At 71.5% G+C, this 19,680-nt stretch carries 15 protein-coding genes; 12 read left to right on the top strand and 3 right to left on the bottom strand.

Annotation, left to right across the window (positions count from 1 at the left end; all coding sequences use genetic code 11):
• Positions 1 to 5: 5 nt before the first annotated feature.
• Positions 6 to 1,364 carry a hypothetical protein gene (locus ACF1BN_RS07955; RefSeq protein WP_392330723.1) on the bottom strand — a complete coding sequence of 453 codons (1,359 nt, stop codon included), beginning with the start codon at positions 1,362 to 1,364 and terminating at the stop codon, positions 6 to 8.
• Between the two features lie 247 nt (positions 1,365 to 1,611).
• Here ACF1BN_RS07955 and ACF1BN_RS07950 point away from each other — a divergent pair, with 247 nt between their 5' ends.
• The 4 genes from ACF1BN_RS07950 (at position 1,612) to ACF1BN_RS07935 (ending at position 7,039) form a co-directional block, all read left to right on the top strand.
• A complete protein-coding gene (locus ACF1BN_RS07950) occupies positions 1,612 to 2,241 on the top strand; it encodes a response regulator transcription factor (RefSeq protein ID WP_392330722.1) in 630 nt (209 codons plus the stop codon).
• A 142-nt stretch (positions 2,242 to 2,383) separates the two neighbouring features.
• Complete coding sequence (locus ACF1BN_RS07945) at positions 2,384 to 4,456, top strand: HYR domain-containing protein (protein ID WP_392330721.1); 2,073 nt, start codon at positions 2,384 to 2,386, stop codon at positions 4,454 to 4,456.
• A 7-nt stretch (positions 4,457 to 4,463) separates the two neighbouring features.
• Positions 4,464 to 5,048 carry a DUF4255 domain-containing protein gene (locus ACF1BN_RS07940; protein ID WP_392330720.1) on the top strand — a complete coding sequence of 195 codons (585 nt, stop codon included), beginning with the start codon at positions 4,464 to 4,466 and terminating at the stop codon, positions 5,046 to 5,048.
• A gap of 29 nt (positions 5,049 to 5,077) precedes the next feature.
• A complete protein-coding gene (locus ACF1BN_RS07935) occupies positions 5,078 to 7,039 on the top strand; it encodes an AAA family ATPase (RefSeq protein ID WP_392330719.1) in 1,962 nt (653 codons plus the stop codon).
• A 3-nt stretch (positions 7,040 to 7,042) separates the two neighbouring features.
• Here the strand turns inward: ACF1BN_RS07935 and ACF1BN_RS07930 are convergent, their stop codons facing one another.
• The gene (locus tag ACF1BN_RS07930; RefSeq protein ID WP_392330718.1) at positions 7,043 to 7,693 is read right to left on the bottom strand and encodes a hypothetical protein; all 651 of its coding nucleotides are present in this window, start codon (positions 7,691 to 7,693) and stop codon (positions 7,043 to 7,045) included.
• A 27-nt stretch (positions 7,694 to 7,720) separates the two neighbouring features.
• Entirely contained in the window at positions 7,721 to 11,836 is a 4,116-nt protein-coding gene (locus ACF1BN_RS07925) for a hypothetical protein (RefSeq protein ID WP_392330717.1), read from the bottom strand.
• 402 nt (positions 11,837 to 12,238) lie between these two features.
• On the opposite strand from ACF1BN_RS07925, the gene ACF1BN_RS07920 reads away from it, so the two are divergent.
• Genes ACF1BN_RS07920 through ACF1BN_RS07885 form a run of 8 tightly spaced genes read left to right on the top strand, consistent with a single transcriptional unit; the run spans position 12,239 to position 19,679 of the window.
• Entirely contained in the window at positions 12,239 to 13,786 is a 1,548-nt protein-coding gene (locus tag ACF1BN_RS07920; protein ID WP_392330716.1) for a phage tail sheath family protein, read from the top strand.
• A 10-nt stretch (positions 13,787 to 13,796) separates the two neighbouring features.
• Complete coding sequence (locus tag ACF1BN_RS07915; protein WP_392330715.1) at positions 13,797 to 14,240, top strand: phage tail protein; 444 nt, start codon at positions 13,797 to 13,799, stop codon at positions 14,238 to 14,240.
• Positions 14,240 to 14,674, top strand: coding sequence for a hypothetical protein (locus tag ACF1BN_RS07910; RefSeq protein ID WP_392330714.1), 435 nt, complete (start codon positions 14,240 to 14,242; stop codon positions 14,672 to 14,674). Before ACF1BN_RS07915 ends, ACF1BN_RS07910 begins: the two co-directional genes overlap by 1 nt.
• A complete protein-coding gene (locus tag ACF1BN_RS07905) occupies positions 14,671 to 14,814 on the top strand; it encodes a DUF6760 family protein (RefSeq protein ID WP_392330713.1) in 144 nt (47 codons plus the stop codon). Before ACF1BN_RS07910 ends, ACF1BN_RS07905 begins: the two co-directional genes overlap by 4 nt.
• Positions 14,815 to 14,836: 22 nt before the next feature.
• Positions 14,837 to 16,558: a hypothetical protein gene (locus ACF1BN_RS07900; RefSeq protein ID WP_392330712.1), complete on the top strand. Its 1,722-nt coding sequence runs from the start codon at positions 14,837 to 14,839 to the stop codon at positions 16,556 to 16,558.
• Positions 16,559 to 16,594: 36 nt separating this feature from the next.
• Complete coding sequence (locus ACF1BN_RS07895) at positions 16,595 to 17,035, top strand: phage tail protein (protein WP_392330711.1); 441 nt, start codon at positions 16,595 to 16,597, stop codon at positions 17,033 to 17,035.
• A 5-nt stretch (positions 17,036 to 17,040) separates the two neighbouring features.
• Positions 17,041 to 17,838, top strand: coding sequence for a LysM peptidoglycan-binding domain-containing protein (locus ACF1BN_RS07890; protein WP_392330710.1), 798 nt, complete (start codon positions 17,041 to 17,043; stop codon positions 17,836 to 17,838).
• The gene (locus ACF1BN_RS07885; RefSeq protein WP_392330709.1) at positions 17,838 to 19,679 is read left to right on the top strand and encodes a VgrG-related protein; all 1,842 of its coding nucleotides are present in this window, start codon (positions 17,838 to 17,840) and stop codon (positions 19,677 to 19,679) included. The genes ACF1BN_RS07890 and ACF1BN_RS07885 overlap by 1 nt, the downstream gene beginning before the upstream one ends.
• The last annotated feature ends 1 nt before the right edge of the window (position 19,680 follow it).

Here is a 19,680-nt window from a genome sequence, read left to right as displayed (position 1 = left end):
GGTTCTCAGGTCCTGGTGGTCTGCGTGGTTCCGCCGAGGAGGAGGGATTCGGCGCAGCGGCCCGGGGCCGGGGCGCCGACGGGGCGCCCGACCTTGCGACAGGTGACGGTCATGGTGACCCGGCCGCCGGCGGACACCTGGATCGGCGTGACGAAGTGGTAGTCGGAGTCGCGGAAGTTCTCCAGCGCCAGGACCAGGAAGGGCGAGCCGTCGCCGACCCTGATGACCACCGTGCCCGCGTCGCCCTGCGGGTTCTGGACGACGATGTCGGTGAGCCGGAACGTTTTGCCGTCGGGCACGGTCAGCGCCGTACCGGTGCTCGATCCTCCGCCGACACCGTCCCTGACCTGTACTTGGGCGCTGGTCGGCTCGGCGGGCGGGAGCGGCTTCACCGTCGGCGCGGGCTTGGGCTTCGGCTTGGGCTTGGTGGGCTTCGGGGCGGGCTTGACGGTGGGCTCGGGGGGCGTGGTGGGTGCGGGGGGTGGCGTGGGCGTGAGTGACGGGCCGCCGTCGGAGCCGCCGGCCGTCTGGCCGTCGCTGTCGGGGCCGGTGGTCGCGGAGGCGATGGCCTCGGGCGTGATCGCCTCGCGGGCCGCCGACTTCACGGCGGGCCGCAGCAGCCCGTACCAGAATCCGGCCAGGATCAGGGCGAGGACGCAGGCGAGGACGAGGGCGCGGGGCAGCCAGCGCGGCAGGACGGCTTCCTGCTGGTAGGTGCCGTCGAGGACGACCGGCGGCGTGGGAGGTTCCTCGTCTTCCGGGGCGGGGGGTGCGACGACGGCCTGGAAGGTGTGGACGACCGGGGTGCCGCGCCAGAGGCGTTGGGCGGGCCTGACGCGCAGCTCGGAGAAGGCGGCGCGGCCCGGTTCGACGGTGAGCTCGGGCCTGGAGAAGGAGATCCGGGCGCGCTCGGTGCCGGAGCGCGCGGCGAGGCCGACGGTGAGGGGGGTGTTGCCCCGGTTGTCGACGGCGACCTTGTGTCCGCCGCGCAGGACGCCGTGCGAGCCCCGGGGCACCAGTTCTGCGGTGACCTCGGTGAAGGGCGCCACGGTCACCCGGCCCTCGGGCACCTCGGGTTCGCCGTGGTCGCTGGTGGGGATCACGCGGACGCCGAAGGGCGTCTCACCGGCGCGCACGGAGGGGTCGCGGGGCGGCCGGAAGGTGACGGAGACGGTCTCCGCGCTGCCGGGGTAGAGGGACAGCGTCGCCGGTTCCACCGTCGTCCAGGCGGCACACGCGCCGGCCACCTCGAAGCGGTACTCCTCCACGGTGGAGCCGGAGTTGCGCACCTGGAGCGGGAGGCTCGTCTCTTCGCCCGGTACGGCGGTGACGGACGATGCGTCGAGGCTTGCCGTAAGACTCATGGGCGCACCGTAGGGTTCTGGCTCCTCCACAGCATCGTCGGCGAAGGAACACTTTCGGGCAGATTCCGTGCCCGAAGCAACGATTCAGTTTTCGTGACGGTCAGTCAGGGCATCTCCAGTCCGCCGAACTACCAATGAGACTGGCGTTGTTGGCGCTTCCGGTGAGGCTCTCGGTCTTCACGTGTCGTCCATGGAGACCGTACGTCCCGCGCGTCGTTCGCCGTTTGCCCCGGGGGGGAGCACGACCATGGAACGTACGGCTGTAGCACTGCGCGCGCAGGACCCGATCTCCCAGGCCGGGGTGACGAGTCAGTTACGGACCCGGCCCGAGATCTCCGTGACGGAGTGGAGCGAGACCGCCGATCCGGCGCCCGAGGTCGTCGTGCTCGTGGTGGACACCGTCGACGAGGACGTCCTGCGGCTGCTCCGTCACATCCGCAGGACCAGCACCTCCCGCCCCGTCCTCGTGACCACCGACATCGACGAACAGAAGCTGGTCAGTGCGGCGGAGTGCGGGGTCGCCGGGGTGATCCGGCGCTCCGAGGCGACCCCCGAGCATCTCGTCCACGTCATCGGCACGGTCGCCAAGGGCGCCGGGCACCTCCCCTCCGACCTGGTCGGACGTCTCCTGGAGGAGGTCGGCCGGCTCCAGGGCCAGGTCCTCGGCCCGCGCGGGCTGCACTTCACCGGGCTCGCGGCGCGCGAGGTGGACGTGCTGCGCCTGGTGGCGGAGGGCTACGACACGGCGGACATCGCCGCGAAGCTCTCGTACTCCGAGCGGACCATCAAGAACGTGCTGCACGCGGTGATCACCCGCCTCCAACTGCGCAACCGGTCGCACGCGGTGGCGTACGCGATGCGCCAGGGGCTGATCTGAGACGGGGACGGTCCGCCCGCCGCCTCCTGCCTCAAGGGGCAGAAGTCGCTTCCCCCGACGGTGACTTGAGGCGCGCTGACGACGACGGCGCGGTACGGCATCCTCGGGCCGTCGAGCGACGTGAGGCCGAGGGGGTTGTGCCGTGCGCTGGTTCCAGTCGTCCGGGCGTACGAGGCCGACGGCGCCCCGCCGGCCCGGTCGGCGCACGTCCGCCCGGGCCGGGCTCGCGCTGCTGCTGCTCGCCGGGGTCGTCCCGGCGTCGACGTCCGCGACGGCGGTGCCGGTGCCGGTCGAGCCGGTGACGCCGGCGAGCGTCGCGCAGGCGCTGGACCCGGGTGCTTCGCTCACGGTCGACAAGCGGGTCCTGACGCCGCCGGTGCCGCCGATGCCTGAGGTGGTGCTGCTGGTGGACGGCACCTTCAGCATGAACCCGGTCATCACCGACGTACGGAGCGGGCTTTCGAGCATCATCGACAAGGTGCGGTCGAACCAGCCCGAGGCCAGGTTCGCGGTGGCGACCTTCGGCGACCAGCAGGTGGATCCCGGGGCCGGATTCGACGTCACGGCCGAACTCACGCAGGACGAGGAGCGGTTGCGCACCGGGGTGAACCTGCTCGGCACCGCCCTGGGCAACGGCAGCATGGGGCCTTCCGAGGACTGGATCAACGGCCTGTGGCAGATCGCGAACGGAGCCGGCGGCCGGACCGTCTTCCGGGAGAACTCCAGCCCGGTGATCGTCCTCGTCAGCGACGCGTCGAGCCACAACCCCAGCGACGGCCACACCATCGAGGACACGATCTTCGCCCTCCAGGACGCGAACGCCCGAGTCCTCGGCATCGACGTGGACACCTCGGTCGGCGACGGCCTCGACGGTACGGGATACGCCGGCAACCCGTCCCAGATCGAGAACCCGCGCACCACCCCCGGCCAGGCCACCCGCATCATCGAGGCGACCGGCGGCCGCAAGCTGAGCGGCATCGACCCCGACCGGGTCGCCGAGGCCATCGTCGACGGACTCGGCAACCTCCCCACCCGGGTCGGCCATCGCCCGGCTTCCTGCGACCCCGGGCTCACCGTCTCCCTCGACCCGCCCACGCGCGATGTCGTCAGCGGCGAGACCGCCGCCTTCACCGAGACCATCACGGTCGCACCCGACGCGCCCCAGGGTGCCGCCCTCACCTGCACCGTCGAGTTCCTGCTCGGGACCCAGGCCCCGGACACCCCGGCGATCGGGACGGCGGCGGTCGACCCGGGGTACGAGCAGCGGATCTCGATCACCGTGAACGACGTGGCCGGCCCGGTCGTCACCGTCGACGACCGCACCGCTCGGGCCGGCGGTCCCGAAGGCGCCCCCATCGCGTTCACGGCGACCGCCGTGGACGCCCACGACGGACCGCTGACGCCGACCTGCGTACCGGCGTCGGGCTCCGTCTTCCCGGTGGGCACCACCACGGTGACCTGCACGGCGACCGACGCGGCCGGCAACACCGCGAGCGACACGGCAGAGTTCCGCGTGTCGCCCCCGGTCGTACCCCCCGGCGGTGACCCGCCCTCGCCGCCCGTGCCCCCGTCCGTGGCGGACGTGGCCGTGTCCCTCGCCCTCTCCCCCGGGCGCGCCTACACGGGCAGGGCGGTCGTCGCCCGCTACACGCTCACCAACGCCGGTCCGGACACCGCCCGGAACGTCACCCTCGACACCTCGTGGCCGACCGGCGCGGGCCGCGCCCTGTCCCGTACCGACCGCTGCACGACCGCCGCGCCCTGCACCCTCCCGCCCGGCGGTCGGGTGGTCGTCACCCAGACGGCCACCTACCCGGAGTCGGTGACCGGTGCGGTCCGGGCCACCGTCCGCGACCGCCTGCCCGACCCGCAGCCCGAGGACAACACGGCGACGGCCTCGCTCCGGGTGGCGCAGCCGCGCCTGGAGGTGACCCCGCGCGTGGTCAGGCCCGGCGAGCCCGTCTTCGTACGGGGGACGGACTTCCCGCCCGGCGAACGGGTGCGGCTCGTCTGGTCCACCGGCCTGACGGCCGACACGGCCCCGCTGACGGTGGGGCGCGACGGCCGCTTCGAGACACAGGTGCTGGTGCTGCGCAAGGACCGGACCGGACCGCGGCTGCTGCGCGCGGAAGTGGCCCGCCTGGAGCGCCTGGAGGCGCCCGTGCTGGTGGTGCGACACGCCCTCCAGCCGCCGGACTTCGCGGGCCGGGGGTGACGGTCCCTTGATCCACGAGGTCGACGACGTCCTGCGCTCGCTCATCCGCGCGGAGGTCCTGGAGGGCGGACAGGTGGCCGTGGTCTTCGACGCGCCCACGCGCGAATGGGCGGCGAAGGTGAACGCGCCGATGGTGAACCTGTACCTGTACGACATCCGCGAGGACATGCGGCGGCGCGAGCGCGGCCTGCACAACGAGTACGACGAGCGCGGCGTGGTCGTGGCCCGCCGCCGCCCACCCCGCTACTTCAAGCTCTCGTACCTCATCACGGCGTGGACGAAGCGCCCCGAGGACGAACACCGCCTGCTGTCCTCGCTCCTGGCCTGTCTGCTGCGGTACGAGGCGCTGCCTCCGGCGCGACTCACCGGCACGCTCGCGGAGATCGGGGCGCCGGTGCCCCTGTCCATCGCCCTCCCGCCCCCGGAGGACCGCTCGTTCGCGGATGTGTGGAGCGCGCTGGGAGGCGAACTCAAACCGTCGCTCGACCTGGTGGTGAGCGTGCCGGTGACGGCGTCGCCGAGGTACGCGGCGGGTCCGCCGGTCGGCGAGGAGGGCCTGGACGTCCGGTTCGGCGACGGGCCCACCCGGTGACGGCCGAACTCCTGTCCAGAGCAAGGGAGATGGAGTTACGCGTCCGCCGGGCGGTGGAGGCGCGGCGGGCGGTGGACCCGGATCCGGACGACGCGTTCCGAGGCCTGTACCTGACGGAGGAGGCGGTGGAGCGCCTGCTGGACGCACCCCGCCCCTTCCCCCGGGCGGACCCCCTGCCGCCGCCGCCCGCGGGCTCCCGACTGGGCACGCTGGCCGCGGACTTCGGTCTGTCCGCCCTGGACGTGGACATCCTGCTGATCGCGCTGCTGCCGGATCTGGACGACCGCTTCGAGGCGTTCTACGGCTACCTCAACGACGACGTGACCCGGCGCAGGCCGTCGGCGGGCCTGGCCCTCGGTCTGTGCGGCCTGCCGCACGCGGACCGCGAGGCGAGGGCGAGACTCGGCGAACGCGCCCCGCTGCGAGCGGGCGGCCTCCTCCTGGTCGAGGACCGGGACCGCCCCTTCCTCGGCCGCGCGCTGCGCGTCCCCGACCGGGTGACCGCACACCTCCTGGGCGACGACACCCCGGACCCCCGCCTCACCGACGTACGAGCCCCCTGGGAGCCGGTACGCGGCGTGGGCGACCCGGCGCCACTGGCCCGCTTCCTGAGAGAACCCTCCGCGCTGCTCTACCTCCAGGAGGACCAGGGCGGCGCGGGTACGGCCCTGGCCGCGTCGGCCCTCTCGGCGGCGGGCCGCGCCGTCCTGGGCGTCGACCTGGCCCGCCTCGCCGAGGACCCCGCGCCGAGGGAAGCGGTCCGCTGCCTCCTCCGCGAGGCACGCCTGACGCGCGCGGGCCTGGTGTGCGCACCCGTGGACGCGGTGGCGCGGGAACACCCGGGCCTGCTGCGCGCGGTGACGGACCTGCCGGTGCAGGTGGCCCTGGTGGGCCGCGCCCCCTGGGACGCGGCCTGGTCGACGGCACCGCCGCTGCTGGTACGAGCCCCGAGGGTGGGCCCGGAGGCGCGGGCGGAGTTGTGGCGCGAGAGCGCGGGCGGGGACGTGCGGCTCCCGGTGGAGGACATCCTGGCCCCCTTCCTCCTGACCCCGGAGCAGATCGTCCGCTCGGCGAGGGCGGCGACGCAGAAGGCGGGCCTGGAGTCGACCGACGTCACCGCCGACCACATACGCCAGGGCGCCCGGGCCCAGAACGCGGCCGGCCTGGACCGCCTGGCCCGCCGCATCGAACCCACGGTCGGCTGGCCCGACCTGGTCCTCCCCCCGGACACGGAGACCCAACTCCGCGAACTGACCTCCCGGGCCCGCCACCGCGACCACGTCCTGGGCACCTGGTCGATGCGCCCCGGCGGCGGCAGGGGCCGGGGCGTGGCGGCCCTGTTCGCCGGCGACTCGGGCACGGGAAAGACGATGTCGGCGGAGGTGATCGCGGCGGACCTGGGCCTGGACCTCTACACGGTCGACCTGGCGACGGTCATCGACAAGTACGTGGGCGAAACGGAGAAGAACCTGGAACGCATCTTCACGGAAGCGGCCGGCGTCAACGGCGTCCTCCTCTTCGACGAGGCGGACGCCGTCTTCGGCAAACGCTCCGACGTGAAGGACGCCCACGACCGCTACGCCAACGTGGAGTCCGCCTACCTCCTGCAACGCATGGAGTCCTTCGACGGCCTGGCCATCCTGGCCACCAACCTCCGCGCGAACCTGGACGACGCCTTCACCCGCCGCCTGGACCTGATCATCGACTTCCCGGTCCCCGACGCCCCCCAACGCCGTGTGCTGTGGGACCGCACCCTCGGCCCCCACCTCCCCCGCGCCGGCGACCTGGACCTCGCCTTCTGCGCCGAAGCCTTCGAACTGTCGGGCGGCAACATCCGCTCGATCGCGGTGACGGCGGCGTACCTGGCGGCGGAGGCAGCCGGCCCCCTGACCATGCCGATGCTGATCCATGCGGTGCAGCGGGAGTACCAGAAACTGGGCCGGCTGACTCTTGCCTCGGAGTTCGGGCGGTACTTGGAGATGCTGAGCTGAGGATCAGAGGGTGCGGTCGAAGAGAGCTGCGACCCCGGCCGGGTCCGATGCCACCATCGCGCGAAGGTCGTCGGGCGCGATGGGGGGATGATTGACCTCCGGGCGCTCGGTGAGCGAGAGACCGGGCCGACACAGCCGATACTCCTGGCCGCGCCGGTAGTAGTTCATGCGCAGCCCCTTGTCCCGGAGCAGCGCCGTGAGCTCTCGCTCTGTGGCGTCCGGGCACACCACGTCGATGCCGCGCTCCCTCAGTTGCGGAATGACGGTGTCGTAGGCGTGATCGGCCAGAGCCGATCCTTTCAGATGAACCTCTACCAGCCCGGAGCAGTCAAGGAGGGGCGTGATGTCCAGGGCTTCGGACCGCTCGATGTGCACGGTGTGAAGTGCGAGCCCGCTCAGGGCTCCAATACTCCCGACAGCGGAGTCCGCGAAGGAGACGAGCCCGAGCGACGCGAGCCGTGAGAGCTCGTGGAGGTTCGCCGGCTCACACCCGGCCAAAACCAGAATGGCAAGGTTCTCGCATGCGGCGAGGCCGTCAAGGCCCCGGGCATGGTTGACTGTCAGGACGTCCAGAGCGCGCACGCGTTCCGGCGAGCGCTCGAATCCCTCCCCCAGCTTCGCCTCGATCGCCTCGCGTACTGCTGAATCCGACATCGATCCACCTTCCACCATCTCGATCCGTCAACCCAATTGCTGTCTGGCGTAGCTGAAGTTCGCGACGACTCTCAGGTAGTTCTCCTTCTGCAGAGCAGCCAGTCCGCCCACCGTGAGCCCACTCATTTCTTCGATCGTCACGTTCGTAGCAGTATTGACGTCTCCTACCTCGACGGTCTTCTTCTTATATGTGCCCGATATGGGGAGATCGCGGACCCTTGACGGAAGGTCGGGGTGCAGTCCTCCGTCCCACATGAGAGCGCCCCCCTCAAGCAGGCCGCGCAAGTGGGCGAGAAACCCCTTCGGGGTCGCGCCCTCAATCCCCTCCGAGTCCAGATAGCTCTCGAAGATGCCCCGAAGTCCACCGGGAGCGATCCTGACCTCTCCTACCACGGGTATCCCGGACCCTTGTGACTCGGCCCCCTCACGCTTGTCCGGGTCGCCATGATAGACAGGGTCAGCGTGGGCGCTGTAGGTGTTCTCGGTGAAGGCACCTGTGTGAGCGTGAAGATTTCCGGCGTTCACAGCGGTGGTCTCGCTATGCACACGAAGATCCCAGATGACGTCACAGGTGAACGACCGAAGAGAGCTCTGAAGGGTGATCCACCCCTTCGCCACATCCACGTGATGGGATTCCTTGGCCTTGATCGCGATTTCGAGGACGCGCCCGATGTAGTTCGACGGGATCCATTCATGACGCCCCGACGCCACATCACGGAATCTGTCCTTGACCCACTCCGCGTTGGCTCCGACCCCCCACAGCTCAAGGAACTTGTCGGACTTCATCCCACCCGCTTCACCCTTCTCGACCATGGCTTTGAGGAAGTTGATGATGGGTTTCTCTGTCCCCAAGTTCTTCGATGCCTCCACCGCGTCCTTGAGTTCGATGTCCGCAGAGGCATGCGTTCCCGGAAGGTTGACAAACCCTCCGAAGTCGTCGTGCTTGGGGTCGAATTTTATCTCCGAAAGCTTGCCCACCAGGGCTTCGTCGCTCGTGTCCGCGGCGAGATCCCTGATCCGCGCCGCGCTGCTGGAGCCCTGGAGGACCTTGAGCGCCTCCTTTCCGAGATTGTCGTTGAACGTCTCACGGACGTCGTGTGGCGGATCGGCAGGGTTGTTGATCAGCGCGAAATCTCTGAACCTGTTCGTATCCGCCAGCAGCTTCGGGTCACGCGGCTCATTGAAGTAGTCGATCAGTTTCGCTCGCGTGGCCGGCAGGCTCAACTCAGCGAGGGCCTCCGCATCGGTCCCCCGGAGGTCTGCCACCGTCCATATCGAGTTTCCGTCGATCTTGGATCGAGAGAGCCGACTCCCCCATCGCTCGTGAATGAACGCCGCACGCTTGGGACCGTATTTAGCAAGAACATCCTTGATGCTCTGCTCGATGACCTCGTCCGTCGGAGCTCGGGAACTACCCCTCCATCTGGGGTTGACAGCGCCCTCGACCGTCCACTCGCCGCTCCCTTCCACGGCCCTGAGTTCGGTGAGCCCATACTTCCTGCGGATACGCTCCAGTTCGGGCTTGACCTCCTCCTCCCGGAAACGCCTCCCTTCATAGGCGTTGACCGTCCTGAGCGCCTCACGGACCCCTTGGTCGAGCCTTCTCTGCTTCCCTTGCGGAGTGTCGTCCCGACTGCCCTTATCACTACCGTCGCCCCTTCGGCCCTTCGTCTCCTTCAGCTTCTGCCAGAGCGCTTTGCCCTTCTTGGCCAGGAAGTCGACGATCTTGTCGATCGCGCGATTCACAGGGCGGGAGACCGACTGGAAGACCGAGCGGACCTTGTGGGCGAGGTTGCCTATGCCCAGGAGGGCGGCCAGGAAGCCGATGAGGAGGGGGATGCTGGCGGCCAAGGCCGTTTCGACCATTTTGGGGACGCCGGCCGCGCCGCCGTTGGCTATCTGGATGACCGCGTCCAGGACCGCGTTCACGAAATCGGCTATCTGGGCGCCCTGGGTCACCACGAAGGTGACGATGTCGATGATGCCCTTGACCGCGCGGACGAAGGCGGAGGCGGGGTTGAGGAGGGAGAGGATCCAGGTGACGCCGGCGATGATGACGGTGGGGACCAGGTATTCCGTCAGTTTTGACAGGATCGTGGATTTCAGGTCGCCCGTTTCCGCCTGGATCTGCTCGACCGCGCCCGCCGGGCCCTCCCTCGCCAGGGACTGGGCCACCGGGACCGTCGACTCCACCGCCGTCATCGCCTCTTCGGGGACGCCCTTGCGGGTGATGCGGGTGCGGATGTTGTCCCAGGTGAGGCCCAGGAGGGAGGTGATGAGGGTGATGACGCCGCGGAGGTCGAAGCGTTGCGGGAGTTCGAGGCCCGCCTTCGTCGCTGTGCCCAGGAGCCAGGAGACCAGGCCCGTTTTCAGGTGGGTGCCGATGTTCGCGATGAAGAGGTTGAGGCCGGCTCCTACCGCCTTCACCAGGTTTCCCAGGAATCCGATGGGATCCTTGATGATCTTCATGATGGCGGAGGCCGCCTTCGCCAGGATGCCCAGCAGAAGGTTCTTCAGTTCGTTGATCGTCTTGATGACACCGACGATGGCGTCCTTCGCCTTGTCGATCAGGCCCTTGTTGGCCTCCTGGAGCTTCTTGATCTCCTCGTCCACCGCGTTCAGAGCGGCCGTGTACTTGTTGGCCAGGTCTTGGACCAGCTGCTGCGACTTCTCGTCGACGCTCGCTTCCAGGTCCTCGAACTTGCCGGCGAAGTCCTGCTGCGCCTCCTCGCCGAAGGCCTTCAGGTCGGCGGGGAGCTTGTCGACCTCCGCCCTGAGGTCGGTCCGGCCCTGCGCGATGCGCGCCTTCGCTCGGCCCAGTTCCACGCCGATCAGGTCCGCCACGGACGAGATGACCGTGCGCATGCGGGCCACGTACAGCTTGCGCGACTCCTGGTAGAGGTCGTTCGCCTCCTTCGGCAGGCCCGCGAACTTGTCCTTCAGCCAGCGGCCCTTGCCCAGGAAGCCGCTGTAGCGCTTGTCCTTGTACTTCTTCATGCGGGTCTTGTGGTCCGCCGTGAAGGCGTCGCGCGCCGACTTCTCGCCCGACGTGAAGGCCGTGTCGACCTTCTGGTCGAGGCCCGTCAGGGTCGCCTCGACGTCCTTCTTCGTCGTGTCGAAGACCTTCTGGAGCTTCGCGGTGACCTCGGCCCGCTTCCGCTCGTCCTTCGACTTCGTCTCGCCCTTGCCGCCGTCGACCGCCTTGCCCGCCGCCGTCCGCGTCGCCGTGAGCGTGTTCATCGCCTGCGCGCCGGCCGCCGCCGCGCCCGCTTTCGCCGTCGCCAACTGCTGGTCCTCGGCCGAGTGCGCCTTGCCGGGGGCCTTGGCGGAGTCCGTCTCCGCCGTCTTCTTCGCCTTCAGCGCGTCGTCGAACTCCGGCTCGTTGCCCTTGGCCAGCTGCTCCTCCGTGACCTCGGCGTCGGCCATCGCCTTGTCGTTCTCCGCCGGGCCCTGCGAGAAGTCCGTCACCGCCGGCGGCTGCTTCTCCGGGATCGCGTCGGACGCGGACGGCGCGCCCGGGTTCGACGGCGGGCTGTCGGGGGCGAGCGGGGTGACCGGCTTGTCCTTGGCCGCGGACGTGTCCGGCGGGGCCTTGGTCGCGGTCTCGATGTCCTGGGCCGAGGTGTCCTTGCCCTCGCCGACCTTCCCGTCGACCTCCGCCTTCACCCTGTCGGCCTTACCGGACTTGGAGAACTTGTCGGCCTCGTCGAGGTTCTTCGGCGCCTGCGCCTCGATCGCCTTGTCGACCGCCGCGACGAACGCCGCCTTGTCGAACTCTCCGGGTTTCGCGGCGTTCATCTTCTCCGCGTTCGCGGCCTTGCCCTGCGCCTCCTTGTCGTCGGGGGGCGCCACCGCCGCGTCCTGCGCCGACTTCGACTCCACCGCCGCCGGGGCGTGAGCCGCCATCGTCCGCTTCTTCGCCGCCACGTCCGCGCCCACCCGCCGGAACCCGGGCGCGGCGTTCGCGGGGGTCTTCACCGGGGCCACGTACCGCTGGGCCACCAGACGCGCAACCGCCGCGTTGCCCACCGCGCCCTGCAGGCGCTGGACGCTGTGCGGGGCGAGTCCGTGCGCCCGGGAGGCGGACGGGGCCGGGCCGGAAGGGCGGTCGCTCGTCGGCCTCTTCTCCGGGACGTCCTTCATCCGTCGCCTCCCCCGGTCGCCGTGGCCGCACGGCCAGGCTGCCCGCCGGCCCGTCCCCGTACGGAGGGCGACGAGGGAGCGTCGGACTCCCGACTCCCCTGCACTTTCGGGCAGTTCACGCTGCCCGGGCGGGCGGCCGATCATCCGTTCCGGGTGATCGAACCGCTCGTGAGAATGGCCCGGTTCCAAAGGCGCTGTCCGAGGGCGCCATTGCGAAGGCGCTGCCCGAGCGCGCGGTGGCGAAGGCGTGGTTGTGAAGGCGCTGCCCGAGGGCGCGGTGGCGAAGGCGTGGTTGTGAAGGCGCTGCCCGAGGGCGCGGTTGCAAGGGAGTGGTTCCAGGGGAGCGGTTCGAGCGGAGCGGCTTCCCGGTCGAAGAGTGACGTCGAGGAGAGAGAGCACCGAATGCCGTCGTATCTGTCCCCCGGCGTGTACGTCGAGGAGGTCCAGTCCGGCTCGCGGCCGATCGAGGGGGTCGGCACCTCGGTCGCCGCGTTCGTCGGCTTCGCCCGTAAGGGGCCCTTCGACGAGCCGACGCTGATCACGAACTGGAGCCAGTTCGTGAGCCGTTTCGGCGACTTCGTCGAGGGAACGTACCTCGCGTCCTCGGTGTACGGCTTCTTCGCGAACGGGGGCGGGACCTGTTACGTCGTCCGCGTCGACGACGGCACCACCGCGCCCTCCGAGGTCACCGCCACGGACGACGACGCCCCCACCGGCCCCACGGCCATCGGCGCGTACTCGGTCGTCGCCCGCCCCGGCGTCACCGGCACGATCACCGTCGAGATCGCGGACGTCGAGGGCGACGACCCGCCCTCGGACACCTTCCGGCTGATCGTCGCCCGGAACGGCGAGCCGGTCGAGACGTACCCCTCCGTCACCACCAAGCGCAGCAAGGAGAACGTCGCCACCCGCGTCAACGCCTCCTCCGCGCTCATCGAGATCTCGGAGCCCGGTACCGGCGCCGCGCCGGCCCGCCCCGCGCCGCAGACGGTCACACTCGCTCCCGCGCTGCCCGTCCCCGCGAACGGCCCCGCGCCGGCCCTCACTCCCGAGGTGTACGTCGGCGACGCCGACCGGCGTTCCGGACTCGGCGGCCTGGAGGCGGTCGAGGACGTCACGACCGTCGCGGTGCCGGACCTGATGAGCGCGTACGAGCGGGGGCTGATCGACCTCGACGGGGTGATCGCCGTCCAGCTGGGGCTCATCGCGCACTGCGAGCTGATGGGCGACCGCGTCGCCGTCCTCGATCCGCCGCCCGGACTCAGCCCCCAGGAGGTCGCCGGCTGGCGCTCCGAGCGGGCGGGGTACGACTCCAAGTACGCGGCGCTGTACTACCCGTGGATCGACGTGGCGGACCCGTCCACCGGACGGATCTCCCCTGTGCCGCCGAGCGGGCACATCGCCGGGGTGTGGGCGCGCAACGACGACCAGCGCGGGGTGCACAAGGCGCCGGCCAACGAGGTCGTCCGGGGAGCCGTCGCGCTCCGGACGCGGTTGACGAAGGGCGAGCACGACCGGCTCAACCCGATCGGCGTCAACTGCATCCGGGCGTTCCCCGGCCGGGGCATCCGGGTGTGGGGCGCGCGGACGCTCTCCTCCGACCCGTCGTGGCGTTACCTCAACGTACGGCGGCTCTTCAACTACCTGGAGGAGTCGATCCTCGCCGGGACCCAGTGGGTGGTGTTCGAGCCGAACGACGACGCCCTGTGGGCGCGGATCCGCCGCACGGTCGCCGCCTTCCTCGTCAACGAGTGGCGCAAGGGCGCCCTGTTCGGGCTCAACCCCGAGGAGGCGTTCTACGTGAAGTGCGACCGCGAGACGAACCCGCCGGAGAGCGTCGACTCGGGCCATGTGATCTGCGAGATCGGGGTGGCGCCGGTCCGGCCGGCCGAGTTCGTGGTCTTCCGCCTGTCCCAGCTGACCAGCGGCACCGGTGCCGTCGACGAGTGAGGAGTCCCTCGTGCCCCTTCCCGATCTCGACAGTTCCGTCGGGCATTCCTTCGGTCTGGAGTTCGACAGCGTCATCATCAGGCAGATCACCGAGGTCAGCGGCCTGAAGATGGAGCAGGACGTCATCGAGCTGAAGCAGAACACCGCCGACGGCAAGTACGCCATCAAGAAGCTGCCCGGCCGGCCCAAGGCGGGAGAGGTCACCGTCTCCCGCGGCCTCACCGAGGACAGCAGCTTCGAACGGTGGATCAAGGACTCGCGCTTCGGCCGGATGGGCGACGCGCGCCGGAACGGGGCCATCATCGTCTACGACTACGAGGGCCTTCCGATCAAGCGCTACAAGCTGATCAACGCCTGGCCGAAGTCGCTGGAGATCGGCGCGCTCAAGGCCGGCGACACCTCCGTCCTGACGGAGAAGCTGGTCATCACCTACGAGAGCATGGACGTCGACTGATGCGGCGGACGACGGCGGCCGCGCCGTCTCCCGCCGATCACGGCACCGGCGGAGCGGAAGCGGGCCTGCGGACCGAGTTCCCGTTCCGGCTGCCCCGCGGGTACGTCGACGAGCACGGCACCGTCCACCGCGACGGCGTCATGCGGCTCGCGACCGCCCGCGACGAGCTGGTGCCGCTCCGGGACGACCGGGTGCGGGAGAACTCCGCGTATCTCTCGGTGGTGCTCATCTCCCGCGTGGTCACCCGGATCGGCACCGTCGACGACATCCATCCCGGCGTCGTCGAGGACCTGTTCGCGTCCGACCTGGCCTTCCTCCAGGACTTCTACCGGCGGATCAACGCCGAGGGCCACACCCGCGCGGCCGTCACCTGTCCGTCCTGCCAGGAGGAGTTCGCGGTGGATCTCGCCGGTGGCCGCCTGGGGGAATCGTGACGTACGCGGCCGACCAGCTGTACGAGGAGGTCGCATACCTCGCCTACCACTTCCACTGGCCGCTGGATCAGCTCCTCGACCTGGAGCACGCGGAACGCCAGAGGTTCGTCGCCCATGTGACGCGTCTCGGCGGAGGATGACCGACGGGGAGGGAGCGGAACGATGGGACTGTTGTCCTGGCTGCGCGGCGGACGGGGCGCCGACCGCCCGCCGCACCCGGGCGCGCAGGAGGCGACTCCGGCGTCCCCGTCCCGGGCGGATCGCTTCGACGTCGTCGAACTCCCGCCGATCCAGCGCACCTTGACCGCGCCGACGCTCGTCACCGATCCCTCCGCCTTCGAGCGCGGACTGCCCACCCGGCAGCCGACCGCCCTCTCCACCCCTCTGGGCCACCTCGTCAGCGCGGAGGCGCCGAGCGGCGTCGTCGAGGGCGTGACGACACCCGTCCAGCGGTCGGTGGTGCGGTTCCCGGTACGCGCCGGAGGCAACCCGCCGGCGGTGGCGGCCGAACCCGCAGCCCTCGCACCGGTGCGACCTCAGGTCCAGCGCGAGGGTGCCACGCGGATCCCCGGCCGCGTACCGTCCTCTCCTGGGCGGGAGTCCTCAGGTCAGGCGACGGGCCCGGCGATTCAGCGGTCGTACGAGCCTCCGGGGGGCAAGGCCGACTCCGCCACCTCGGCACCGGCGGAGCTCGCGGCCAGTGCGTACGACGGGCCCGCCCCGGTCGACGCCGAGGGGGCCCTGACGACGGAGGCCACCACCGGATCCTCCGTACGCCCGCTGGTCGGCGGGCAGCCGCTCCTCGATTCCCCTCGGTCGGAGAGCACCCCCGACGCCGACCACGGCGCCGCACCTGTCCCCGGCTCCGAAACCGGCCCCGGAACCAGCCCCGGAACCCTCTCTCCCGTCCAGCGGTCCCTCCCGCCCACGGGAACGCCCGAGCCTCCCGCACCAGCGCCCCGCCGCACGCCCGGCCTCGGCGCGCCGCTCCCCGCGCTCCCGGCGACCGCCCAGCGCGAAGCCGCCCACACCTCAGACCCTCTCCCCGCACCACCGCCGACCGCCCCCGTGCCCTCCCGCGTACCGGCGGAATCCGCGCCGTCCCCGCTCCCCACCCCGGCACCGGAGTCCGCGCCCGTACCAGAGCCTGTGGCTCCGCTCCTCGCCGACCGCCCCCTGGTGCTGCGCACCGTCTCGGCCGCCCCCGCCCCCGCCCCCGCCCCGGACCGAGCACCGGTCTCGAATGCGCCCGGTGCGGGCGCCCCTCACCGGGCCCCGGTCCCCGCGCCGCCGGTCGTCCCCGTGCGGTGGGAGACCCCCACCCCCGCCGTACAGCGCCGCACTCCCGCGCCCAGAGCGGCCACCACCCTCCAGCGTGCCTCCGCCCCGGGCTCCGCCGCCCGTCCCGCCGCACCGTCCGCCCCGTTCTCGCCGATCACGACCCCGCCGCCCCGCGACGCCGGGGACGTGGCCGTCGCCGCCGGGATCGCCCAGCGCATGGCCGACGGGAGCGTGGTCTTCGCCCCGCCGGCGCCGGTGCGCCGACCCGGCCCCGGGCGTCCCGCGTCCCCGGCGCCCTTCGTCCAGCGCGAGGTCGCCGTCGAGGAGCCCCCGCCCCCGCCTCCGGAGGACATCCCGACGGCGGCGGCACCGGATCCCGCGCCCGACCCGCCGCCCCCGGCCTCGTCCGAGGCCTCGTCCGAGGGCCTGTCCGATCCGGGCGCCGCCGCCCTTCAGTCCGCCTCCGGGGCAACCGCGCCCGGCACTCCCCCCGTCACCGACGAGTTCGTCCGCGCCCTGTACCCCTCGCTCGCCCGGCTCCTCAAGGCCGAGCTGCGGCTGGAGCGCGAGCGGGCCGGCCGGCTCATCGACACCCGGTTCTGACCGGGTGAGGCAACGAACACCGGAAGGAGCGGCTCCATGGCCACCCCCGCCCAGAACGACGACCCCGCCGTCAGCGTCTGCTTCGTCGTCACCATCGACGACATCGAGCTCGGGTCCTTCAACACCTGCGAGGGCCTGGGCTGCGAGGTCGTCCTGGAGACCCGGGAGGAGGGCGGCAACAACGGGCACGTGTGGCAGCTGCCGACCCGGCTCAAGTACTCCCACGTGAAGCTGTCGCGCCCGCTCACCCGGGAGACCGAGAAGGTGGCGCGCTGGTTCGCCGGGATGACGAACGGGTTCACCCGCAGGACCGCGCACATCGAGGCGCGGACCGGGGACGGGCGGAAGGTCGCCCAGTGGGGGCTTCTCGAGGTGGTGCCGGTGCGGTGGACCGGACCGTCGTTCACGCCCGAGTCGCCGAAGGTGGCGATCGAGACGATCGAGATCGCCCATCACGGCTATGTGATGGAGGTCTGAGCGGCATGAGCGCGCCCATCGCCTTCAGCGCGGCCGGCACGTCCGGGGTCGCCTCCGCAGGGAAGGGTGGTTCCGCCCGGCCGAAGCTGGAGCACGCGTATCTGGAGCTGCGGACGCCGCCGTCGGGCGGCGGCCTCACCCCCGGGGCGCCGTGCGGCAGGATCGACTTCCAGTTCAACCCCAAGGAGTTGAGCCTCACCAAGGCGGCGGCGTGGAAGCGGACGCCGGCGAAGGGCGCGAAGAGCGCGGGGCCGCCCGAGTACCAGGGCCCGCAGCCGAGCAAGCTGACGGTGGAGATGTTCTTCGACGCGGCCGACACCCAGGACACCCGGGTGGTGACCTCGGTGGAGCAGCTGTTCGCGTGCTGCGTGCCGACGAGCGAGTCACGGCAGCAGCAGCGGTCGTCGCCCCCGTGGGTGGTGTTCCACTGGGGCGGGCTGACCGGCTTCCCCGGATACGTCAGCCAAGTGCAGGCGAAATACACACTGTTCACGACCTCCGGCGTGCCGATCCGGGCGGTGTGCCTGGTGACGATGGAGGAGATCAGCGGGGAGACGCCCGGGCAGAACCCGACCTCGGGGGCGCTCACGGCCCGGCGTACGCATCGGGTGGCGGCCGGGGACTCGCTGCCGTCGCTCGCGCAGCGCGAGTACGGGGACCCGGCGGCGTGGCGGGTGATCGCGGAGGCCAACGGCATCGATGATCCGCTCCGACTCGCGCCCGGTACACGTCTGTTGCTCCCCGCGCCGGACGAACTCGGGCGGCTGCGCGAGGAGTCCGCTCCGGTCCGGCGGGGGTGGTGATGGCGGGGCCCGGTGTCGCCTCGGCGCTGGTCGTCGAGGTCGGCGGGAGTCCGCTGCCCGCCCGGCTGATGAACACCCTGGTCGAGGGGTACGTGGACGACAGCCGGACGCTGCCGGACCTGTTCCTGCTGCGGTTCCGCGACCCGGACGGCACGCTGCTGGCGCGGGCCGGGATCGCGGTCGGCGCGGAGATCCGGCTGCTCGCGCGGGGCGGTGGCGGGACGGAGCCGCGGCCGCTGCTCGACGGGGTGGTGACGGCGCTCGAACTGGAGCTGGACGAGTCGGGCACGTACACCGTGGTGCGCGGGCTCGACGAGACGTACCGGCTGTTGCGCGGGGCACGGGTGGCCGGGTACCAGAACATGACGCTCTCCGACATCGTCGCCCAGGTCGCCCAGCGGGCCGGGCTCGCGCCGGGCACGGTGGACGTGGCGGGGCCGGTGCTCGACCACGTGGCGCAGGCGAACGTCAGCGACTGGGAGTTCGTGCGCGGGCTCGCCGAGGAGGCGGGGGCGCAGGCGTACGTACGGGACGGGCGGCTGCACGTGGTGCGACCGGCCGAGGCGGGCGGGGCGCCGGACGCCTCGGCGCGCGCGGACCGGGATCCGCTGGTCCTGGAGCGGGGGGCGAACCTGCTGCGCTGCCGGGCGTCGGTGTCGGCGGCCGAGCAGGTGTCCGAGGTGGAGGTGCGGGGCTGGGACGTGCGGGGGAAGCGGGCCCTGGTGGGGCGGGCCCCGGCGGGGGCGTCGGCGACGCTGGCGCTGGGGGTGACGGCCGCGGAGGTGACGGAGCCGTTCGGGGAGGCCCGGCACGTGGTGACGGACGGCGGGTACGGCACGCAGGAGCGGGTGGACCGGGCGGCGAAGGCGCTCGCGGAGCGGATCGCGGGCTCGTTCGCGGAACTGGAGGCGGTGATCCGGGGGAACCCTGAGGTGCGGGCGGGCACGGCGGTGGCGCTGAACGCGGTCGGCGCGCCCTTCGAGGGCCGGTACACGGTGACCTCGTCGCGCCACGTCTTCGACGCGCTGCGCGGGTACGAGACCTGGATCAGCGTGTCGGGGCAGCAGGAGCGCTCGCTGTACGGGCTCACCGGCGGGGGTCCCGCGACCGGGCACCGGTCCGGCGGCCTCGTCAACGCGACGGTGACGGACACGCAGGACCCGGAGGGTTCGGGCCGGGTGAAGGTGACGTTCCCGTGGCTGTCGGACGAGTACGCGAGCGACTGGGCGCGGACCGCGCAGGCGGCCGGCACGGGGGGCGGCGAACCGTACATCCCGGAGGTCGGCGACGAGGTGGTGGTGGGCTTCGAGCTGGGGCGCCTCGACCGGCCGTACGTCCTGGGCGGGCTCTACAACGGCCAGGACCGGCCGTCCGGCGGCGGCTCCGTGGACCCGACGTCGGGCGCCGTGGACCGGCGGGCCTTCGCCTCCAAGGGCGGGCACAAGCTGGAGCTGCTCGACGCGGCGGGCGGGCCGCGGGGGGTGAGGCTGCGCACCGGCGACGGAAAGCTGACGATCGACCTGGACCAGGCGGGGACGTCCGTCACCATCGGCAGCGACGGGGCGGTACGGATCACCGCGAAGGAGAAGGTGTCGATCACTGCATCGGGCGGGGTGAGCGTCGACGCCGAGCGCGGCGCCCTCGAACTGAGCGGGGAGAGCGTGTCGGTGACGGCACGTCAGGGTGTGCGCGTGGACGGCGGGCAGGGCGAGGTGCGGCTGGCGACCGGCGGAGCGCTCGACGTGCGGGGCTCCACGGTCACGCTGGACGGCACCCGGCGCACGGAGCTGAAGGGCGGCAGCACCCTCTCGGTCAGCGCGCCCCTCGTGAAGATCAACTGAC

This window comes from Streptomyces sp. NPDC014861, from assembly GCF_043081625.1.
GTDB lineage: Bacteria > Actinomycetota > Actinomycetes > Streptomycetales > Streptomycetaceae > Streptomyces.
The sequence above is the reverse complement of the archived record's forward strand: the minus strand, read 5'-3'. Positions and strand labels throughout refer to the sequence as shown.